The organism is Halocatena pleomorpha, from assembly GCF_003862495.1.
GTDB classification, from domain to species: domain Archaea; phylum Halobacteriota; class Halobacteria; order Halobacteriales; family Haloarculaceae; genus Halocatena; species Halocatena pleomorpha.
Genome location: NZ_RRCH01000022.1, coordinates 41,888 through 58,297, shown reverse-complemented (window position 1 = coordinate 58,297; position 16,410 = coordinate 41,888). Strand labels below are relative to the sequence as shown.

The following is a 16,410-nucleotide window of genomic DNA, read 5'->3' as shown; positions in this document are numbered from 1 at the left end:
AAAAGCGATCCGAAGAAGTCGCGTCCGATCACGTCGAATCGGTAGCAGAATCTGCGTCAAATCTAGAATGACGCTCGAAGTCTTCGTGACTGGCGTCGGGAGTCGTGTCCGGGGAGAGTCCGAACCCGAGACAGGGATTTCTGAGGCTTTCGCCGATGAGTGTGTGGTGCGCTCGTCGGAGGCGCTCCGACAGCGCCTGGTGTGAGATATCGAGGTGGGCTGCGAGTTCGTCGAGCGTTATCTGTCTCGGAACCGTGAAATAACCGTGCTTGTACGCCGTTGCAATCGCTTCGTACTGCTGGGCGGTGAGTCCGAGATTGGTCGGTTTGGGGGTGTTGTCCTTGTCGTTCTCGATCCCCCGGATGCGATCGATCGAATAGTCGACATCGTACAACTGGCAGCGATCACAGATGCGCCCAAGCGCGTCCCGCGTCGGGAATAGCAGTTCGAACGTCCACTGATCATCGGCCCCGAATCCACCGAGAAGTACTGTCTCCGCGTCGAGCAGAACCCGGAAGGTCAGTGTCACCGCATCACTCCAGTTGAATCGGTACAGCCGTCGCCCATCGGCTTGCAGCAGTTCTGTGGCGGCTGTGACGCTCGGATCTGATTCTAAGGCTGTGTCGAGAGCGGAATAGTCCTCCGTCACAATCCACAACAACGGCAACACTGTTTGAGTGCCCGAGGCAACGAGCCGCACACACTCGAATGAGAGGTCCGGAACGGCCGAAAACGTGTCGTGGAGTGCAATCTCCTCAGCAGGGAGGTGCGCCGTGACGAGGGTTGCGCGTTCTTTGGATTCGTTCGGTGTCGTGTCGTCCTGTTGGTATTTCTGAGTCATAATTTGGTGTGGCAATCAGTCCGAACACGGTACACGTGACGCAATCCCAGCACGCGGTTCGTTGAACAACTACACAGCCGCTCTCACGACACCGTATCGTGAGTGCATCGCATTCGGAGCGTGCTCTTGTATTCCCTGGTATGGCTGTAAGCGAATAACGGTTCTCACCATTCTATCAAGTCGCTATGTACGACCGTCTCAGCATGTGATAGGCTCGAATCACTCATAAAACAGGGCGTTGTTTGGCACCAGTCACCACCGCTTGCTATAAATCAGTGTTCGGATACGTCCGTAATCGTTCCCACACCTTTGCTCCGCCCTTCACGGAAGACGAACCGCTGTCCCTCCTCGATCACGTACGGTCTGAATTTGAAGCGCACGCGCGCTTGACCGGTGTCGCCCGGTAGCAACTGGCGATTCGCGGGATAGAAGGCCGCCGCTTCACTCACCGTTTCGACATGAACGACGGGTTCGTAGCCGTCGTTGATGCGGGTCGGGTGGTTCAACACCATCACTTCGGCGTCGAACTCCCTAACGGGTGTCGGATCGGCGGTTCGTGGCAGCAGAATCATTCCACGCTTGATCTCGCTTTCATCGATGCCCTTGAGCGCGATGCCGACGATGCGCCCCGCGTCGACCTCGTCAACGCGGTGATAATGCATCTCGATCGATCGAACCTCGACATCTCGGAACGAGCCGTCGGTCATCGGTCCGATCTGAAGTTCATCGCCTGCGGCGACGGCTCCCGATCGGACGGTTCCGGAGACGACGGCTCCGACGCCTGCCACCTTATACGTGCGGTCGACGTACATGGAGAATTCACCAGTCCCGCCGGCGTTTTTGGCAATCGCTCGAACAGCTCATCGAGTACGGATAGCCCGTCCATCGTGACGGCGCTGGTCGTAACGATAGGCACCACGGTTTCGGAGATCTCTTCGATCGCGGCTTCAACGCCGTGGCGTTCGATCGAAAGCGGCGATCGGTCGGCGTCTCGCAACAGCCGTTCGACTGAGCGCTCAACCTCCCGAACGCGGTCCTCTGAGACGATATCGGCCTTCGTGATAGCGACGATCGTCGGTAGCTCGGTTGCAAGTAAGATACCAAGGTGTTCGCGCGTCGTTTTAGTCGGTCCGTCGTCGGCCGCGATCGTCAACAACCCATAATCGAGTTTCTGGCCGACGAGACCACGGATCGTCGTCCGAAGCCACGGCTCGTGACCCACCGTGTCGACGAACGACACTAGTCGATCTGCGGTTCCGACGACCTGCGCGCGATCCTGTTTCCGATGGGGGTTATCCGTCCGGATCGGCCCGTTCTCGTCGAATCCATACACGCCGTAAGAGAGATCAGCTGACAACCCGCGCTCGACTTCGTGGGGTTGGACATCAAGGAACCCCCGCGTATCACCGTCGCCGTCGTCGGGTCGGCCCGTAACGAGCGAGCCGACGAGCGTACTCTTGCCGTGGTCGACGTGGCCCGCAGTGCCAACCACGATGTGTTCGTCCTCGGTGTCGAGCATCGCCCCTTCCCGAATCGTAGCGACGCCGACCCGGCCCTCCTCACCGACACCCCACGTCTGTACGTCCTCGATGTGCGCTCCGGCTTCCTCAGCGAGCAACGAAAGCACGTCCATGGATTCGGAAAACGTCTCCGGAGCAATGCCGGCGAGACCGCCGTCGTCGGTCGCACCGACCACGTACGTTGCTTTCCCGTCACCGGAAAGAACGCGATGGCGCAGTTGTGCAACGAGGCTTTCAAGGCGACCATCAGCGAGATGTACCTCCCGTGTAAGCCGTTCTTTGAACTCGATGCTGCCGCCCTCCTGCTCTCCGCGCTCGAGTGCTCGATCGAGCACGGCCCGTTCAGAGGTCATTGATAGCTGCTAGCAGTCGGTCGAATAAAAGGTTTCCCGACTGTGTGGTGCGAAACCGACACTCACTCTCCAATCGCGTCAAGCGCTTCGAGCAGTCCGTCAGCGTATGACGCTTCAGTGACGTGATCGGCCGCCGCCGTGGCCGTGTCGTCGGCATTAGCCACGGCGTAGGACACACCGGCGGCTTCGAACATGGCGGCGTCGTTTTCCGAATCACCGATCACCGCAAACGACGACGGCTTAACGTCTAATCGCGTGGCCACGGTCCGTAAACCCGTGCCTTTGTCGACATCGGGAGCGGTAACGTGGTAGGCGTATCCGGTGTCGAAGACCCGCATTCCCTCGCTAGTGGCGATTTCGCGCAGCGGTTCGAGCGGCTGATCGATGTTCACCGCGAGTTCGGTCTCCCGCCACCGGTTCACGAAATCCACTGATTCCCACCCCAGCGAGTGGCCTGCGTCGGTGTACTGTTCGACCACTCGTTGGGCACGATCTCGATCGCCGGTGAATTCCAATACGTCGTCGTCAGCGAGATACACCGCCCCGCCGTTTTCCGCGATTATGCGGACAGGCATACCGATAAACTCACAGAGACCGACTGGGTAGGGGAGTGATTTCCCGGTCGCAACAACGACCGGGGCGGGCCATGTCCGGAGCGGCTCGATCACCCGTGGATCAAGTGAGCCGTCAGAACGGGTCAGAGTGCCATCGATATCGACCGCCAGTGCGTGCATACTGGCGGTAGCTCGTAGCTCCCGAAGAAGACGTTGAAACCGGTCGCCTGTTGTGAGACGGGTCAGTTCGTGAGTTGTTCGTAAGCTTCGTTCACCTGCTTAAACGCTTCTTCACACCCGTTTTCCGTGTCCGGATGAACGTCTTTCACCTTCTCGCGGTAAGCCTCCTTGACCGCCGTTTCTCCAACGTTGGGATCGATGTCGAGGATTTCGTAGGCTTGGGCGTTCGTCAGGCCCGACTGATCCACGATGTCGCCACGGTTCCCACCCGACGGGTCGCGTCTGCGATTGGTGTTTGACGCCTGTCGCCGTCCTCGACGACCGCCCCTGCGAGTTCGTCCGCGTCGGGTGTCCCTCGGCCCAGCACCGAACCCCCCGCGTTCTGCACGTCCGTCGTTAGAGCGCGCCCGGTTCTCGACCATCTGATAGAGTCGCCGCGTGAGTCGCCCGGACGCCTGATACCACATGAAATACGCGACCGCGCCGAACAGCAACGCGAGAATAACGACGAACGGTGCGTGGGCGATCGCAGCCACCGCTACGACCGCGGCTAGCCCCGCGAACACGATTGCAAGCCCCATGACGAGCTGATTGCGCTCCACTACCGCTCCGTATTCGCTGATACCCGTTCTCACTTTCGGTTTTTCCAAGTTTCATGACAGGTGCACAGCGAACTGGCAGCGGTGAGTATTTATCGTGCTAACAGCTACCTAGTCGCATGAGCGTGTCCGGGCTGTGTGAGCTGTGCACCCAAAACGAGATCGTCGACGGCTGTGATCGGTGTGGTCGGCTCGTTTGCGAGCGCCATTACGACGAGGCGTCAGGACTCTGTACGGACTGTCTCACAGAGGTCGAGCCAACCGGTGACGACACACGCCGCCCTGACGGCGTTGACACGTACCGGGTGTGAGACGGCGTTCTCACCGGTGTTGATTCAGCCGACGCTTGAGTCGTTTCGCGGCCGCACCGGCAGCGTCTGCGAACGTTTCACCCTCACCGGCGAAGATGATGCCCCGCGAGGAGTTGACGAGTCCTGCGCCGTCAGCCAGTCCGTATTCTACGGCCGCTTGTGCGTCGCCGCCTTGCGCTCCGACGCCGGGCACGAGAAATGGAAGCGCCGGGACGCGGGCGCGCAACTCCGCTAACTCTTCTGGTGCGGTCGCCCCGACGACCAAGCCAACGTTGTCGTGTTCGTTCCACTCGCTTGCGAGCGTTGCAACCCGCTCATACACCGTTTCACCACCGTCGAGTTCCAGCGCTTGGAGATCCGCGCCACCTGTATTAGACGTCCGACAGAGGAGGAATACCCCTTTGTCGGCCCGTGAAAGGAACGGCTCAACGGAGTCTCGGCCCATGTAGGGGTTCGCCGTGATGGCGTCGGCGTGGTCGAGCAGCGTGGCGTACTGCCGCGCAGTGTTGCCGATATCCGCCCGTTTGGCGTCGAGTACGACCGGAACACCCTTTCCGTGGGCGTATGCGATCGTCTCACGGAGTGCTCGCCATCCCGTGGAATCCTCATAGAAGGCCGCGTTCGGCTTGTAGGCGGCTGCGTGTTCGTGGGTAGCGTCGATAATCCGGCGGTTGAACGCCCACCGGGGTAGCTCGTGGTCGCGCAACTGCTCAGGGAGCCGTCCGGGATCTGGATCCAACCCGACACAGACCACACTGTCGATCGTGTCGATTCGCTTGCGGAGACGGTCGAAGAACATACACCAACTTTCGTCGGTGGTGGTTAGGGGCTTTCTGTCTTGGACGGCACTGCTGTCGGTTGTACGGTCGCGGTCATGGCTGGGAGGACGTGTTTGACCCCAGCACCGTCGGGAACGAACACGAGCAGCCGTGGCGGATCGTCTTTCGGGCGTGCGCGAAGTGGTGTTGATGCGATGGCCGACGAGACGGCGTCAAGTTCGGTTCGGAATTCGAGCCGAAGCCGGTCGGGATGCACGAACGCTTCCGCGAGCCGTGTCGCGTCGTCTTCACGGGTGACGGCGTAGGCGTACGTCCCTGCCTCGCTTGCCTCGGCGTCCGTGTCAGCGTCCGTAACGGATAGCGCCGACAGCGGACCGTCACTCCGGGCGCTCAGTTCGCTCGACAACAGCTCTCCAATCCGTCGACCGTCCGTGATGCGTTCTGTAACCATACCGATCGTTCTTAGCGGACGTACTCGCTACACGCACTCAAACCATCGGATATCACAACGCCCTGACCAGCGCCCGGAGTTGGTCGACGCCCGAGGACCGAAGCGCAGCCGGGAACCGACGGCGTGCCCCAGTGAGCGCCGCGTCCAGCGCAGCCGACGCGTTCTCGAAGACCCCTTCGCCGTGGCCGACGAGTATCCGATCAGGAGCGAACTGCCCCAACACGCTCGGCGGAAACAGCCGGGCGAGAAGAAACAACGCGATCCGTTCACTGCCTACCGTCCAGTCAGCACCCGTTCCGAGTACGTCGGGGACGTACAGCGTCCGGTCGGACTGGCGGTAGGCGATCCCCTCCTGCCACCCTGGTAGCGGACTGCACCGGTGGACGACAAAGCCCGACCCGCCGAGCGTCTGGGCGTACCGTTCGGTGGGCGCGTCAACTCGCTCCGCCACGCGGTCCATCCATTGGGGGAGATACACCGGTACGTCGTGGCGAGTGGCAACGACACCGGCGTCCCGAGCGTGGTAGTTCGACAACACAGCCACGCCCGCGACCGTCCCGAACTCACTGAGCAACGCGTCTACACCCGGCGCGTCGAGAGGATCGACCACCCATACGTCACCGTCGTTTCCGACAACCGCGTGACTCGCTCGTGCACCGCCCTCCTCGGGATGAGCGACCCAGCCCACGCCTCGCTTCCACCGATCGATCTCTCGATAGAACCCTGAGTCATATCGGTGATACATCAGTGGAACACTCACCTGACGCTACCAAAGTCCTGTCGGCCGATCGTGATCAAACGCGCTGGACTACAGTTTCCGCTCGGCGTCGTCAGCGAGTTCCTGCATCCGCTTACCGATCCGCCCTGCGCTCGAAAACTCGTCTTCGCTCATCGCAGTCGCGAGCGCGTTCCCGAGGACGAAAACAGCGTGTTTGTGCTCGCTTTTCGATTTGTGAACGTCATCGGGCGACACGTCAAGACCGTCGTACGGATCGAACAGCGCGCTGTTGATGCCCTCCTGACCCCGGAAATACTCCATGATAATTACCATCTGCTGGTGTAATTCGAGAAGCTCGTCCTTATGCATAGGTGAAATAAATCGCGTTGTGGGCTTAAACGTTACCTCGAATTTTCTCCGGGATATCACCCGTCGAAACGATCGATCCGTCCCGCAAATCCCGCTTCAGAACACGTATTCGTCGTCGTGTCCCATCATCCCGTCATCTTCGAAGCCTTGATCGTCTTCGTCCATCGGACCGCTCGTCTTGTACGCCCGCACGCCCGCTGCCAACAGATCCTCGATCGCCTCTTCACGGTTGATGAACTCACCCTGATCAACCAACTGCGTGATCTGCATTTCGAGATGTTCCGGTATCGTGATCTCCATCTTTGGCATAGATATTCGACGGTTTGATAGTCGACTATATAACTCTGACGGGGAATATTCCTCCTACTGCAAAAACTCATCTGCAGTTCGAAAAAATATATTTTTATTATTTGCTTATAATTTTATTAAATAATAATAGCTTGAGGATATTTTATCCGGACTGTCGTAGATCCGGTACAGCTACCCGTGTTCGAGACGTATCGAGGGTATGGAGTGTACGGATATGACGGAGGTTCATAAGGAGTTCGGTGGGGACCGATTGCCTCCGGGGCAGCGCGAGACGGAGGCGTTTCCGGTGCTTTCGAAGGACGGCGTTCCCGACTGGGATCCTGAAACGTGGCAGTTTCACGCGGACGGCGCGGTCGAACGCGAGCTATCGCTGTCACTCTCGGCATTTCGATCGCTTCCCCACGAAACCCAGCGGCAGGACTTTCACTGCGTAACCGGTTGGAGTCGACTCGACTGTGCGTTCACGGGGGTCACGTTCCCGACGATTGCCGAACAGGCCGGTGTCACCGACGCCGCCGAATCTGTCATGTTCACCGCGCTCGATGGGTATACAACATCGCTACCGTTGTCCGACTGTTTGCGAGACGATGTGTTGTTCGCGTGGGCGCTCGATGGGAAAGCACTTCCCGAGGAACACGGTGGGCCACTGCGGGTGGTGACGCCACACAAGTACGCGTACAAAGGCGCAAAGTGGGTTACCGGCGTCGAATTTCTGACCGATCACGAACGCGGCTACTGGGAGAAACGGGGGTATTCGGACGCCGCAAATCCGTGGCATGAGAACAGGTACAGTTAGGGATGGAACTGACAACGGTACAATTACTGTTCCGGGGGGTATATTTTGCCCAATGAGTCGACTCCGTGGTGGAGAGTCGGTGGCTTCGTTCGAAGGATCCTTAGTGAGCCGCTCAATACCGATCGATCCGCCGTCGTTTCAGGCTGTGCTTCAAGCGGCACCCGCGCCACGAACGGTGTGGGCTGCACCGGACGACACCGACACCGAATCCACTGAGAACGACCGAGACCCGACGGTCATCGGGAGCGGCGCGGCAGTTGTGTTACGCGCTGATGGGCCGGCCCGATTCGAGCGTATTCGTAGCCAAGCAGACGCATTAGTCACTGACGCTGACACGGACACCGCGTGGCCGGCCCGTCCACGGCTGTTCGGGGGATTTGCGTTCCACGACGATCACGATCCTACACCCCCATGGACAGGCTTTTCGGGGGCGCAGTTCGTCCTCCCACGGATTCAGATCACGTGGAAGGACGACACGGCGTGGCTCACCACCAACGCTATCGGGGATTCCCCGGCACTCGAAACGAGGATCGAACGGGCACACCGGTGGGTCGAATCACTGTCTGCAACCGGGCCGACAGCCGATCCGCCAGGGATACACCACCGCGAGCGGTTGACCGATCGAGCGACGTGGCGAACGGCGGTTACACGATCGATCGACCGGATCCGTGCCGGGGAACTCCGGAAAGTCGTTCTCGCTCAGGCGCTTCGAGCCACCGTGGACGGAAAGCTATCGACTGCCGATACCCTCTGTCGGCTTCGTGAATCGTATCCGGACTGTTTCGGGTTTCTCGTGGACGCCACAGAGGGTCGACACTTCCTCGGAGCGACACCGGAACGTCTCGTTTCCCTTCGAGGGCAATCTATCCACACCGGTGCGCTCGCCGGAACAATCGGACGGGGCAACACCCCCGAGGAGGACGAACGGCTGGCCCGTGAGTTACAGGAGAGTGAGAAAAACGCCCACGAGCACGATCTCGTCGTGAACGCCATCAGGGAACAACTCGCTCCGTTCACGAGGCAGATCACGACCGACGACCGTCGAGTGCGACGGTTTGCGACGGTGCAACACCTCGAAACCCCGATGTCTGCCAAACTCGCGCGCGAGGAACACGTGCTGTCACTTGTGGAGGCGCTCCATCCGACGCCCGCTGTCGGTGGATTGCCGCCCGATCGGGCGCTCACCACCATCCGGACGACTGAGCCGTTCGATCGAGGATGGTACGCCGCGCCTGTCGGATGGTTCGACACCGAAGGAAACGGATCGTTCGCGGTCGCCCTCAGATCGGCCGTCGCCACACAGGACGTGGCGACGTTGTTTGCAGGGGTCGGTATCGTCTCGGACAGCGATCCCGACGATGAGTGGGATGAAGTCCAACTGAAATACCGTCCTGTGCTCGATGCGTTGCAGTGAGTAGACATATCTAGTATGCGCTTTGCAAACCGAAACACGCTGTGGGGGACCGTCATCGCAGATGAGCTTCATAATGCCGGGGTGCGAGCCGTGTCGCTCGCGCCGGGCAGCCGGTGTACGCCGCTGACAGTCGCGTTCGCTGACCACGAGCGGATAGACCCGTACTCACACCTCGATGAGCGCTCAGCGGCCTTTTTCGCACTTGGTCGAGCAAAACAGACGGGCGTTCCGATGCCGGTGGTGTGTACCTCGGGCACGGCAGCGGCGAACTTCCACCCCGCTGTGATCGAGGCCGACGAGGCCCGCGTTCCGATGGTAGTGCTGACGGCCGATCGCCCGCGAGTGCTTCAAGACAGCGGGGCGAATCAGACCGTCGATCAGGAGCGACTGTACGGGGACGCGGTACGGACCGATCGAACGCTGCCAGAACCAGCTGTTGACGACCGAAAGCTCAGATCGCTTCGAACGACCATTGCGCGGGCAGTAGCCACATCGATGGGGCCGGATCCAGGCCCGGTGCATCTCAATGTCCCGTTCGAGAAACCGCTCGAACCCGTTCCGACTGACGACGTTTCAGAGGCGTTCATCGAAGAGCATCCGCTCGCGGTGTCCGGACGAGACGGACCGTTCATCGACGTGTCGACCGCTACACCAGACCCCAATCCTGAGAAGATCGACGCGCTCACGGACGCGATCGAAACCGCCCTGCGCGGCCTGATCGTCACTGGACCCGATAGCCCGCTGTCCGGAGCGAAGCTAGCCCAACTCACGGAAGCGACCGGCTTTCCCGTGCTGGCCGATCCGCTGTCGGGACATCGATTCGGTGCGCACGTCGATCGTGTCCCGGTGTATGGGGGGTATGACTCGTATCTCGACGCATTCGAAACAGCTCCGGACGTTGTCGTTCGGTTCGGCGCGTCACCCACCTCGAAAACGCTGCGCCAGTATCTTCGGGACGCGCCGGCCAGACAGATCGTCGTGGATTCAGCAGGTGAGTGGCCGGAAGCCACGTTTACCGCGACTGATCTCCTCACTGCCGATCCCACACGCTTCGTCGACGCGATCACCGACCGACTCGACCGGACGACCAGCAGTCAGTCGTGGCGCGATCGGTTCACCGACATGGAAGCGCGCTACTGGTCGTTTGTCGGTGCGGAAACGACCGACTTCGAGGGCGGTGTGCTGTACGACGTTGCGGCGCTCGCGCCCGATCCGAGCACACTGTTCGTCTCGAACAGTATGCCGGTTCGGGATCTCGACCGATTCGGAAAACCACGGTCGGCGTCGATCGCGGCGCTCGGCAACCGTGGAGCCAGCGGGATCGACGGCGTCACAAGCAGCGCACTCGGCGCGGCAAGCGCCGGCACCGAACCGCTCGTGCTCGTCACCGGCGATCTCGCGTACTACCACGACATGAACGGCCTGCTTGCGGTCGATCGGTGCGGCGTGAACGCGACAATTGTGCTCGTGAACAACGACGGTGGCGGGATCTTCCACCTCCTCCCGATCGAGGAGTACGATCCGCCGTTCACCGACTTCTTCAACACACCTCATGGGTTGGATTTCGAGCCGACCGGTGAGCTGTACGGACTGGAATTCGAGCGCGTCGATTCGCGCGAGGCGTTCCGAACGGCGTACCAGCGATCGCTCAACAGTGATGGCACGCAAGTGATCGAAGTCGCCATCGACGGCGAACAGAGCCACCGCCACCGCGAGCGACTCCACGAACGTGTGAAAGCACAGATCGGTGATTGATCCACGGAGATTTCATGAACGGTTCTCCGGTGACGGTTCTGAACGATCGGTCGACAGCTCCCCTCGTTCCAGCGAATCAGCAATCCGTTCGACAGCTTGAACGAACCGCAATCCGAGATACAGAGCGCCCAACGAACTTATCAGCGATACGAGTACGATGAGTGTCGACAACGCCTGATTGAGGAACAATCCGACGAGGAATGCGACGCCAATGCCGACGACAGCCACGATGTACATCCATTCGTCTGTCATTGTGTATCTATATGATATCGATAGAAGTTAGCAAATAAACAATTATTGGTCGTGGTTGAGTGACACCATCCGCAACGAGGAATCTTTTTGCGCGGTCCGGTCCGAGATCCGCCATGGTTTCGGAGCTGTTTGATCCGGAGGTATGGGAAGAGATCACGGGGGAAAATGGCGGTCGTAGACGTTGCGCCGATGACCCACCGCTTCGATGATCAAGACATCTTGCTCTCGGTCCCAAGTAATGATCGCGCGGTAATCGCCAGCTCGGAGTTTGTAATAAGGATAGCCAGAGAGCTTATCAAGCCGGTGTGCGGTCCAGTCTTGTGCCTCCTCCAGTTTCGAGATAAGGCGTTGTCGGTCCTCATGTTCGAGCCCGTTGAGAAGATCGATTGCTTTCCCAGTCCACTGAATATCAGTCATCGCTATCCAGTTGGTCCAACAACTCGTCGTGGGACATAGTATCACCGCGTTCACGCTGCTCACGGCTCTCTGCGAGGTGTCCTAGTGCCTCCTCTGAAAGGGTGACCGAGGGAGTGACTGCATCACGGAGGGCGTCGCGGATGAACTCTGATTTGCTTGTGTAGCCTCGTTTCTCCCATGCCTCATCGATCTGAGCGAGGAGCGCCTTCGGGACGCGGACGTTGATCTTCTCCATCTCGTTCGTGGAACGATCTGCGTCAGTACTCATGAGTTGTGATACGGCTGTATCACAAATAGATGTTGCGCTCCGGCAGATGATTTCAGGGCTCGTTCATGGGTATCTAGCCGCAACGAGGAATCTTTTTGCGCGGTCCGGTCCCAGTTCCGCCATGGTTTCGGAGCTGTTTGATCCGGAGGTATGGGAAGAGATCACCGCCTTCGACTTTCGGGACATCACGTATCATCGGGCACTCGATCAGGGGACGGTTCGGATCGCGTTCGATCGGCCTGCGGTTCGCAACGCGTTCCGCCCAGGGACGGTCGATGAGTTGTACACGGCACTCGACCACGCCAAGCGCCAGACTGACGTGGGTTGTGTGTTGCTCACGGGCAACGGCCCATCACCGAAAGACGGTGGCTGGGCGTTCTGTTCCGGCGGCGATCAGACGATCAGGGGCGAGGACGGCTACCAGTACACGGACGACGCGGACGCGGGAGAATCGACAGGACGGCTCCACATTCTGGAGGTGCAACGACTCATCCGCCACATTCCGAAGCCGGTGATCGCCGTCGTGCCGGGGTGGGCGGTCGGTGGCGGCCACAGTCTCCACGTGGTTTGTGACCTGACGATCGCAAGCGACGAGCACGCACGGTTCAAGCAGACCGATCCCGACGTAGCGAGCTTCGATGGCGGCTTTGGCTCTGCGTATCTCGCGAATCAGGTCGGGCAGAAAAAGGCCCGCGAGATCTTCTTCCTCGGGAAGGAGTACGCAGCACAGGACGCAGCCGAGATGGGGATGGTTAACGAAGTCGTCGCTCACGAGCAACTGGAAGACACCGCCCTTGAATGGGGGAACACCATCAACGACAAATCACCGACGGCCATACGGATGCTGAAATACGCGTTCAATCTCGACACCGATGGAATGGTCGGTCAACAGGTGTTTGCCGGTGAGGCGACTCGCCTCGCCTACATGACTGATGAAGCACAGGAAGGGCGGGACGCCTTCGTCGACGGGCGGGAACCGGACTTCTCTGACGTGCCGTGGCATTACTAAGATGACAGAGGTGTCGAACACGAAGGCGTGGTTGATGGCTGCACGGCCCCAGACGCTTCCCGCGGGTGCGTCACCCGTGATCGTGGGAACTGGTCTGGCGCTCCAGCGCGACGTGTTCAGCCCGCTGCCGGCGTGTATGGCGCTACTCGGCGCGCTGCTCATACAGATCGGTACGAACTTCGCAAACGACTACTACGACGCGGTGAAGGGCGCTGACACCGACAACCGCGAGGGGTTCACACGAGTCACCCAATCGGGACTCATCGAGCCGGGATCGGTCAAGCGTGCGATGTATCTCACGTTTGTCGCCGCGATCCTCGTCGGCGTGTATCTCGTTTACGTCGGTGGGGTTCCGATCGTCATTGTGGGGCTGTCCTCGATCGTGGCAGGGATCCTCTACACCGGCGGGCCGTACCCATACGGCTACCGTGGACTGGGTGATCTCTTCGTGTTCGTCTTCTTCGGACTGGTAGCCGTCACCGGAACGTACTACGTACAGGCTGCCGCGACGCTCGCCACACCGCTGTCGCTCGGGGTGCCACAGGGCACCGTTCCGCCCGTCGCGGTCGCCGCAAGCCTCCCAGCCGCTGGACTGTCGACCACGATCCTCGTGGTGAACAACATCCGAGACCGTGAGACCGACGCCGCCACTGGAAAGCGAACGCTCGCCGTCATGCTTGGCTACCGGTGGAGCCGCGTAGAATTTCTGGCGATGACGGGATTGGCCTACGCCGTACCGATCGGATTCGGCCTCTCTGGCACTGATCCAGTGGTGTTGTTGCCGCTGCTTACTGTCCCACTGGGCGTATCACTCTCCTCGACGGTGCTCACCGAAACGAGTGGACCCGCGCTCAACCGCGCGCTCGAAACGACAGGAAAGTTGCTCGCAAGCCATTCCGTGCTGTTCGCTATTGGGCTTGCGCTCGCGTGAGACCATGACGTGCACAATGCGGTTCGAACGGTTCTCGGTGGCGCTGTCCGACCCACTCACGACCGCGAGCACGACAATCACACGCCGCGAGGGATTTCTGGTCTGGATCGAAACCGAAACGCGGTGTGGGATCGGGGAGTCGACGCCGCTTGCCGGCTGGACTGAATCGATTGCGGACTGTCGGGACGCGCTTTCTCGGATCGAAGACGGCTGGGCGTTCGAGACGTGTCCATCCGGACAGGACATCGACGCGGCGTTCGGGGACGTGCTCCGCTCGGCTCCGGCAGCGCGTCACGGACTCACGCTCGCGTGTCTGGATCTCCGAGCAAAGCGGGCGCGACAGCCGCTGTATCGGTATCTCGGAGGACGGGAACGCGTCACATCGGTGCCCGTGAACGCGACGATCGGAGACGGATCGGTGGCCGAAACGGTGACGGCCGCCGAAAACGCGGTTGAACAGGGGTACTCCTGCCTGAAGTGCAAGGTCGGCGCGCGATCGGTTGAGGAGGACGCGGCCCGACTGCGCGCCGTCCGCTCAGCTGTCGGTTCGGCGGTCGAGCTTCGCTGTGACGCGAACGGAGCGTGGGGCCGCGAGCAAGCCACCGCTGCGTTCGAGGCGTTCGAAGACGCGGGCGTGAGCTACGTCGAACAGCCACTTTCACCCACTGACATCGAGGGCCACGCCGCCCTGCGAGCGGACACCGAAATCGGCGTGGCGCTGGATGAAACCGTGCGGACCACACCGATCACGCGGGTGCTTGCTGATCAGGCGGCGGACGTACTGATAATTAAACCGATGGTGCTGGGCGGCGTCGATCGGGCACGCGCCACCGCCCGGCTGGCACACGCGGCGCAAACCGACGTTACTCCCGTCGTGACGACAACCATCGACGCTGCGTACGCCCGTGCGGGGGCGATCCACGTCGGGGCTTCTGTTCCGACTGTGATCGCGTGTGGGCTAGCCACCGGCGAGTTGCTCGACACTGATCTCGCCTGTGGCCCATCGGTTACACGGGGAGAGATCGCCGTTCCACAGACGGCTGGCGTCGGCGTCTGTGGCGAAACCGCAACCGGCAACCCCGTTGGACGTTCAAAAACAACTGATGCGTGATTGGCTCTCCCACCGGGCTGTCGTATCGCCAGACACGACGGCGCTCACCGCGTCGACGACCGGCGCGAGCGAGACGTACGCCGCGCTCGATGCGGCTGTCGAAGATCTGGCTGCTCGGCTGACAGCGCTGGGTGTCACAAACGGGACTCTCGGGATCGTGCTCCACTCCCGACCAGCCGCGGTTCGGGTCGTTCATGCCGCGATGCGCGTCGGTGCCGTCGTGATCCCGTTCGGTCCAGATGGAACCGAATCGGAGTTCACAGAGCAACTCAAACACGCCGATCCCGACTGTCTCATCTGCGAGCAGGCGACCGAGCGACTCGTCACTGCCGTCGATCCATCGGTTCCCGTCCGATCGGTCGATTCGGGCGGTCAGGTCAGGGCGCTTACCGGGGAACCACGGGCACCGGTTGACACCCCTGAGTGGCAGTTCGACGATCCGCTCGTCATGCTGTTCACCTCGGGGACAACCGGCCACCCCAAACTCGTCGTACTGACGGTCGGCAACGTCTGTATGAGCGCCGTCGCCTCGGCTGACCGGCTCGGTGTGCTTCCGACGGATCGGTGGTGTTCTCCGCTCGGGATTCATCACATGGGTGGACTCGCACCGATCTACCGAGCAGTGATCGATGGAACTACTCTCTTGCTCGCCTCGACGGATCCTAAACCGTTGCTCGACGCGCTGACGGAATACGAAGCCACGGGCGTCTCGCTCGTGCCCGTCGTGCTCGATCGACTCCTCGATGCGGGGACGCTTCCCGACTCGCTCCGGAGCGTTCTCCTCGGTGGCGCACCGGCGTCTGAAGCACTGATCGAACGGTGTGACGACCGAGGGATCCCGGTCTATCCGACGTACGGGATGACTGAAGCCGCCTCGCAGATTGCCACCGCCCGGCCGAGCGAGGCGACGGCGACCCCCGGAACCGTCGGTCGACCGCTATTTCTAACGACCGTCACCGTTGTTGATTCCAGCGGCACTCCGGTTTCTGCCGGTGAGCGCGGCGAGATCATCGTCTCCGGTCCAACTGTCACGCCCGGCTACTACGAGGATCCGCAAGCGACAGCGGCGGCGTTCTGTGAGTTTGGATTTCGAACCGGGGACATCGGTTATCTCGACGCTGACAACCGGCTCTGGATCGAGGGACGCGCGGACGACCGCATCGTCACTGGCGGGGAAACCGTCGATCCCACGGAAATCGTCGAGGTGGTGTGTGAACATCCCGCGATCACCGACGCGGCGGTCGTCGGCGTCCCTGACGAGGAGTGGGGCGAACGGATCGGCGTGTTGCTCGAACGATCGGACGCTGTCGAGAAGCAGGCGATCGACGCACACTGTCGTTCCCGGCTATCGAGCCACAAGCGGCCTCGGATCGTCGCGTTCGGATCGATCCCGCGAACCGCGTCGGGAACCATCGACCGTGAGGCGGTCCGTGAACGTTTGACGGCGAGTACGACTTAACGCCGCGTCACCTC

19 protein-coding genes and 1 pseudogene are annotated in these 16,410 nt (G+C 60.8%); 8 read left to right on the top strand and 12 right to left on the bottom strand.

Annotated features, from left to right (window positions below):
* Positions 1-28: 28 nt before the first annotated feature.
* From EIK79_RS10175 to EIK79_RS10160, 4 genes and pseudogenes are all read right to left on the bottom strand, one after another.
* Entirely contained in the window at positions 29-841 is an 813-nt protein-coding gene (locus tag EIK79_RS10175; protein WP_124955015.1) for a helix-turn-helix domain-containing protein, read from the bottom strand.
* Positions 842-1,113: 272 nt separating this feature from the next.
* Positions 1,114-2,714: pseudogene (locus tag EIK79_RS10170) on the bottom strand (GTPBP1 family GTP-binding protein).
* A 62-nt stretch (positions 2,715-2,776) separates the two neighbouring features.
* Positions 2,777-3,448 (bottom strand): phosphoglycolate phosphatase, encoded by a 672-nt coding sequence (locus tag EIK79_RS10165; RefSeq protein WP_124955014.1) that lies wholly within the window; start codon positions 3,446-3,448, stop codon positions 2,777-2,779.
* A 62-nt stretch (positions 3,449-3,510) separates the two neighbouring features.
* Positions 3,511-4,050 (bottom strand): J domain-containing protein, encoded by a 540-nt coding sequence (locus EIK79_RS10160; RefSeq protein ID WP_124955013.1) that lies wholly within the window; start codon positions 4,048-4,050, stop codon positions 3,511-3,513.
* A 116-nt stretch (positions 4,051-4,166) separates the two neighbouring features.
* Here EIK79_RS10160 and EIK79_RS10155 point away from each other — a divergent pair, with 116 nt between their 5' ends.
* A complete protein-coding gene (locus EIK79_RS10155; RefSeq protein WP_124955012.1) occupies positions 4,167-4,358 on the top strand; it encodes a hypothetical protein in 192 nt (63 codons plus the stop codon).
* Between the two features lie 10 nt (positions 4,359-4,368).
* Here the strand turns inward: EIK79_RS10155 and pyrF are convergent, their stop codons facing one another.
* The 5 genes from pyrF to EIK79_RS10130 all read right to left on the bottom strand — a co-directional run bounded on the left by pyrF (position 4,369) and on the right by EIK79_RS10130 (position 6,984).
* A complete protein-coding gene (pyrF, locus tag EIK79_RS10150; protein ID WP_124955011.1) occupies positions 4,369-5,157 on the bottom strand; it encodes an orotidine-5'-phosphate decarboxylase in 789 nt (262 codons plus the stop codon).
* Positions 5,158-5,180: 23 nt separating this feature from the next.
* A complete protein-coding gene (locus tag EIK79_RS10145) occupies positions 5,181-5,588 on the bottom strand; it encodes a hypothetical protein (RefSeq protein ID WP_124955010.1) in 408 nt (135 codons plus the stop codon).
* Positions 5,589-5,640: 52 nt separating this feature from the next.
* Positions 5,641-6,333 (bottom strand): hypothetical protein, encoded by a 693-nt coding sequence (locus EIK79_RS10140; RefSeq protein ID WP_124955009.1) that lies wholly within the window; start codon positions 6,331-6,333, stop codon positions 5,641-5,643.
* 63 nt (positions 6,334-6,396) lie between these two features.
* Positions 6,397-6,675 (bottom strand): UPF0058 family protein, encoded by a 279-nt coding sequence (locus EIK79_RS10135; RefSeq protein WP_124955008.1) that lies wholly within the window; start codon positions 6,673-6,675, stop codon positions 6,397-6,399.
* Positions 6,676-6,771: 96 nt separating this feature from the next.
* The gene (locus EIK79_RS10130; protein WP_124955007.1) at positions 6,772-6,984 is read right to left on the bottom strand and encodes a ribbon-helix-helix domain-containing protein; all 213 of its coding nucleotides are present in this window, start codon (positions 6,982-6,984) and stop codon (positions 6,772-6,774) included.
* A gap of 199 nt (positions 6,985-7,183) precedes the next feature.
* Between EIK79_RS10130 and EIK79_RS10125 the strand changes: the two genes are divergently transcribed.
* From EIK79_RS10125 to menD, 3 genes are read left to right on the top strand one after another with little or no spacing between them, the layout of a single operon-like run.
* Positions 7,184-7,780, top strand: coding sequence for a sulfite oxidase-like oxidoreductase (locus EIK79_RS10125; RefSeq protein WP_124955006.1), 597 nt, complete (start codon positions 7,184-7,186; stop codon positions 7,778-7,780).
* A gap of 52 nt (positions 7,781-7,832) precedes the next feature.
* Positions 7,833-9,194: an isochorismate synthase gene (locus EIK79_RS10120; protein ID WP_124955005.1), complete on the top strand. Its 1,362-nt coding sequence runs from the start codon at positions 7,833-7,835 to the stop codon at positions 9,192-9,194.
* 15 nt (positions 9,195-9,209) lie between these two features.
* A complete protein-coding gene (menD, locus tag EIK79_RS10115) occupies positions 9,210-10,949 on the top strand; it encodes a 2-succinyl-5-enolpyruvyl-6-hydroxy-3-cyclohexene-1-carboxylic-acid synthase (protein ID WP_124955004.1) in 1,740 nt (579 codons plus the stop codon).
* Positions 10,950-10,961: 12 nt separating this feature from the next.
* Here menD and EIK79_RS10110 read toward each other — a convergent pair whose 3' ends face one another.
* The 3 genes from EIK79_RS10110 to EIK79_RS10100 form a co-directional block, all read right to left on the bottom strand.
* Positions 10,962-11,201, bottom strand: a complete 240-nt coding sequence (locus EIK79_RS10110) for a hypothetical protein (RefSeq protein ID WP_124955003.1) — start codon at positions 11,199-11,201, stop codon at positions 10,962-10,964.
* A 153-nt stretch (positions 11,202-11,354) separates the two neighbouring features.
* Complete coding sequence (locus EIK79_RS10105; RefSeq protein WP_124955002.1) at positions 11,355-11,618, bottom strand: type II toxin-antitoxin system RelE family toxin; 264 nt, start codon at positions 11,616-11,618, stop codon at positions 11,355-11,357.
* Positions 11,611-11,886 carry a ribbon-helix-helix domain-containing protein gene (locus EIK79_RS10100; protein ID WP_124955001.1) on the bottom strand — a complete coding sequence of 92 codons (276 nt, stop codon included), beginning with the start codon at positions 11,884-11,886 and terminating at the stop codon, positions 11,611-11,613. Before EIK79_RS10100 ends, EIK79_RS10105 begins: the two co-directional genes overlap by 8 nt.
* A gap of 121 nt (positions 11,887-12,007) precedes the next feature.
* On the opposite strand from EIK79_RS10100, the gene EIK79_RS10095 reads away from it, so the two are divergent.
* From EIK79_RS10095 to EIK79_RS10080, 4 genes are read left to right on the top strand one after another with little or no spacing between them, the layout of a single operon-like run.
* Entirely contained in the window at positions 12,008-12,895 is an 888-nt protein-coding gene (locus tag EIK79_RS10095) for a 1,4-dihydroxy-2-naphthoyl-CoA synthase (RefSeq protein ID WP_124955000.1), read from the top strand.
* 1 nt (position 12,896) lies between these two features.
* Entirely contained in the window at positions 12,897-13,826 is a 930-nt protein-coding gene (locus EIK79_RS10090; RefSeq protein WP_124954999.1) for a 1,4-dihydroxy-2-naphthoate polyprenyltransferase, read from the top strand.
* Between the two features lie 16 nt (positions 13,827-13,842).
* Positions 13,843-14,937, top strand: a complete 1,095-nt coding sequence (locus tag EIK79_RS10085) for a mandelate racemase/muconate lactonizing enzyme family protein (RefSeq protein WP_124955121.1) — start codon at positions 13,843-13,845, stop codon at positions 14,935-14,937.
* On the top strand, positions 14,930-16,396 hold the full coding sequence (locus EIK79_RS10080) for a class I adenylate-forming enzyme family protein (RefSeq protein ID WP_124954998.1): 1,467 nt from the start codon (positions 14,930-14,932) through the stop codon (positions 16,394-16,396). The genes EIK79_RS10085 and EIK79_RS10080 overlap by 8 nt, the downstream gene beginning before the upstream one ends.
* The last annotated feature ends 14 nt before the right edge of the window (positions 16,397-16,410 follow it).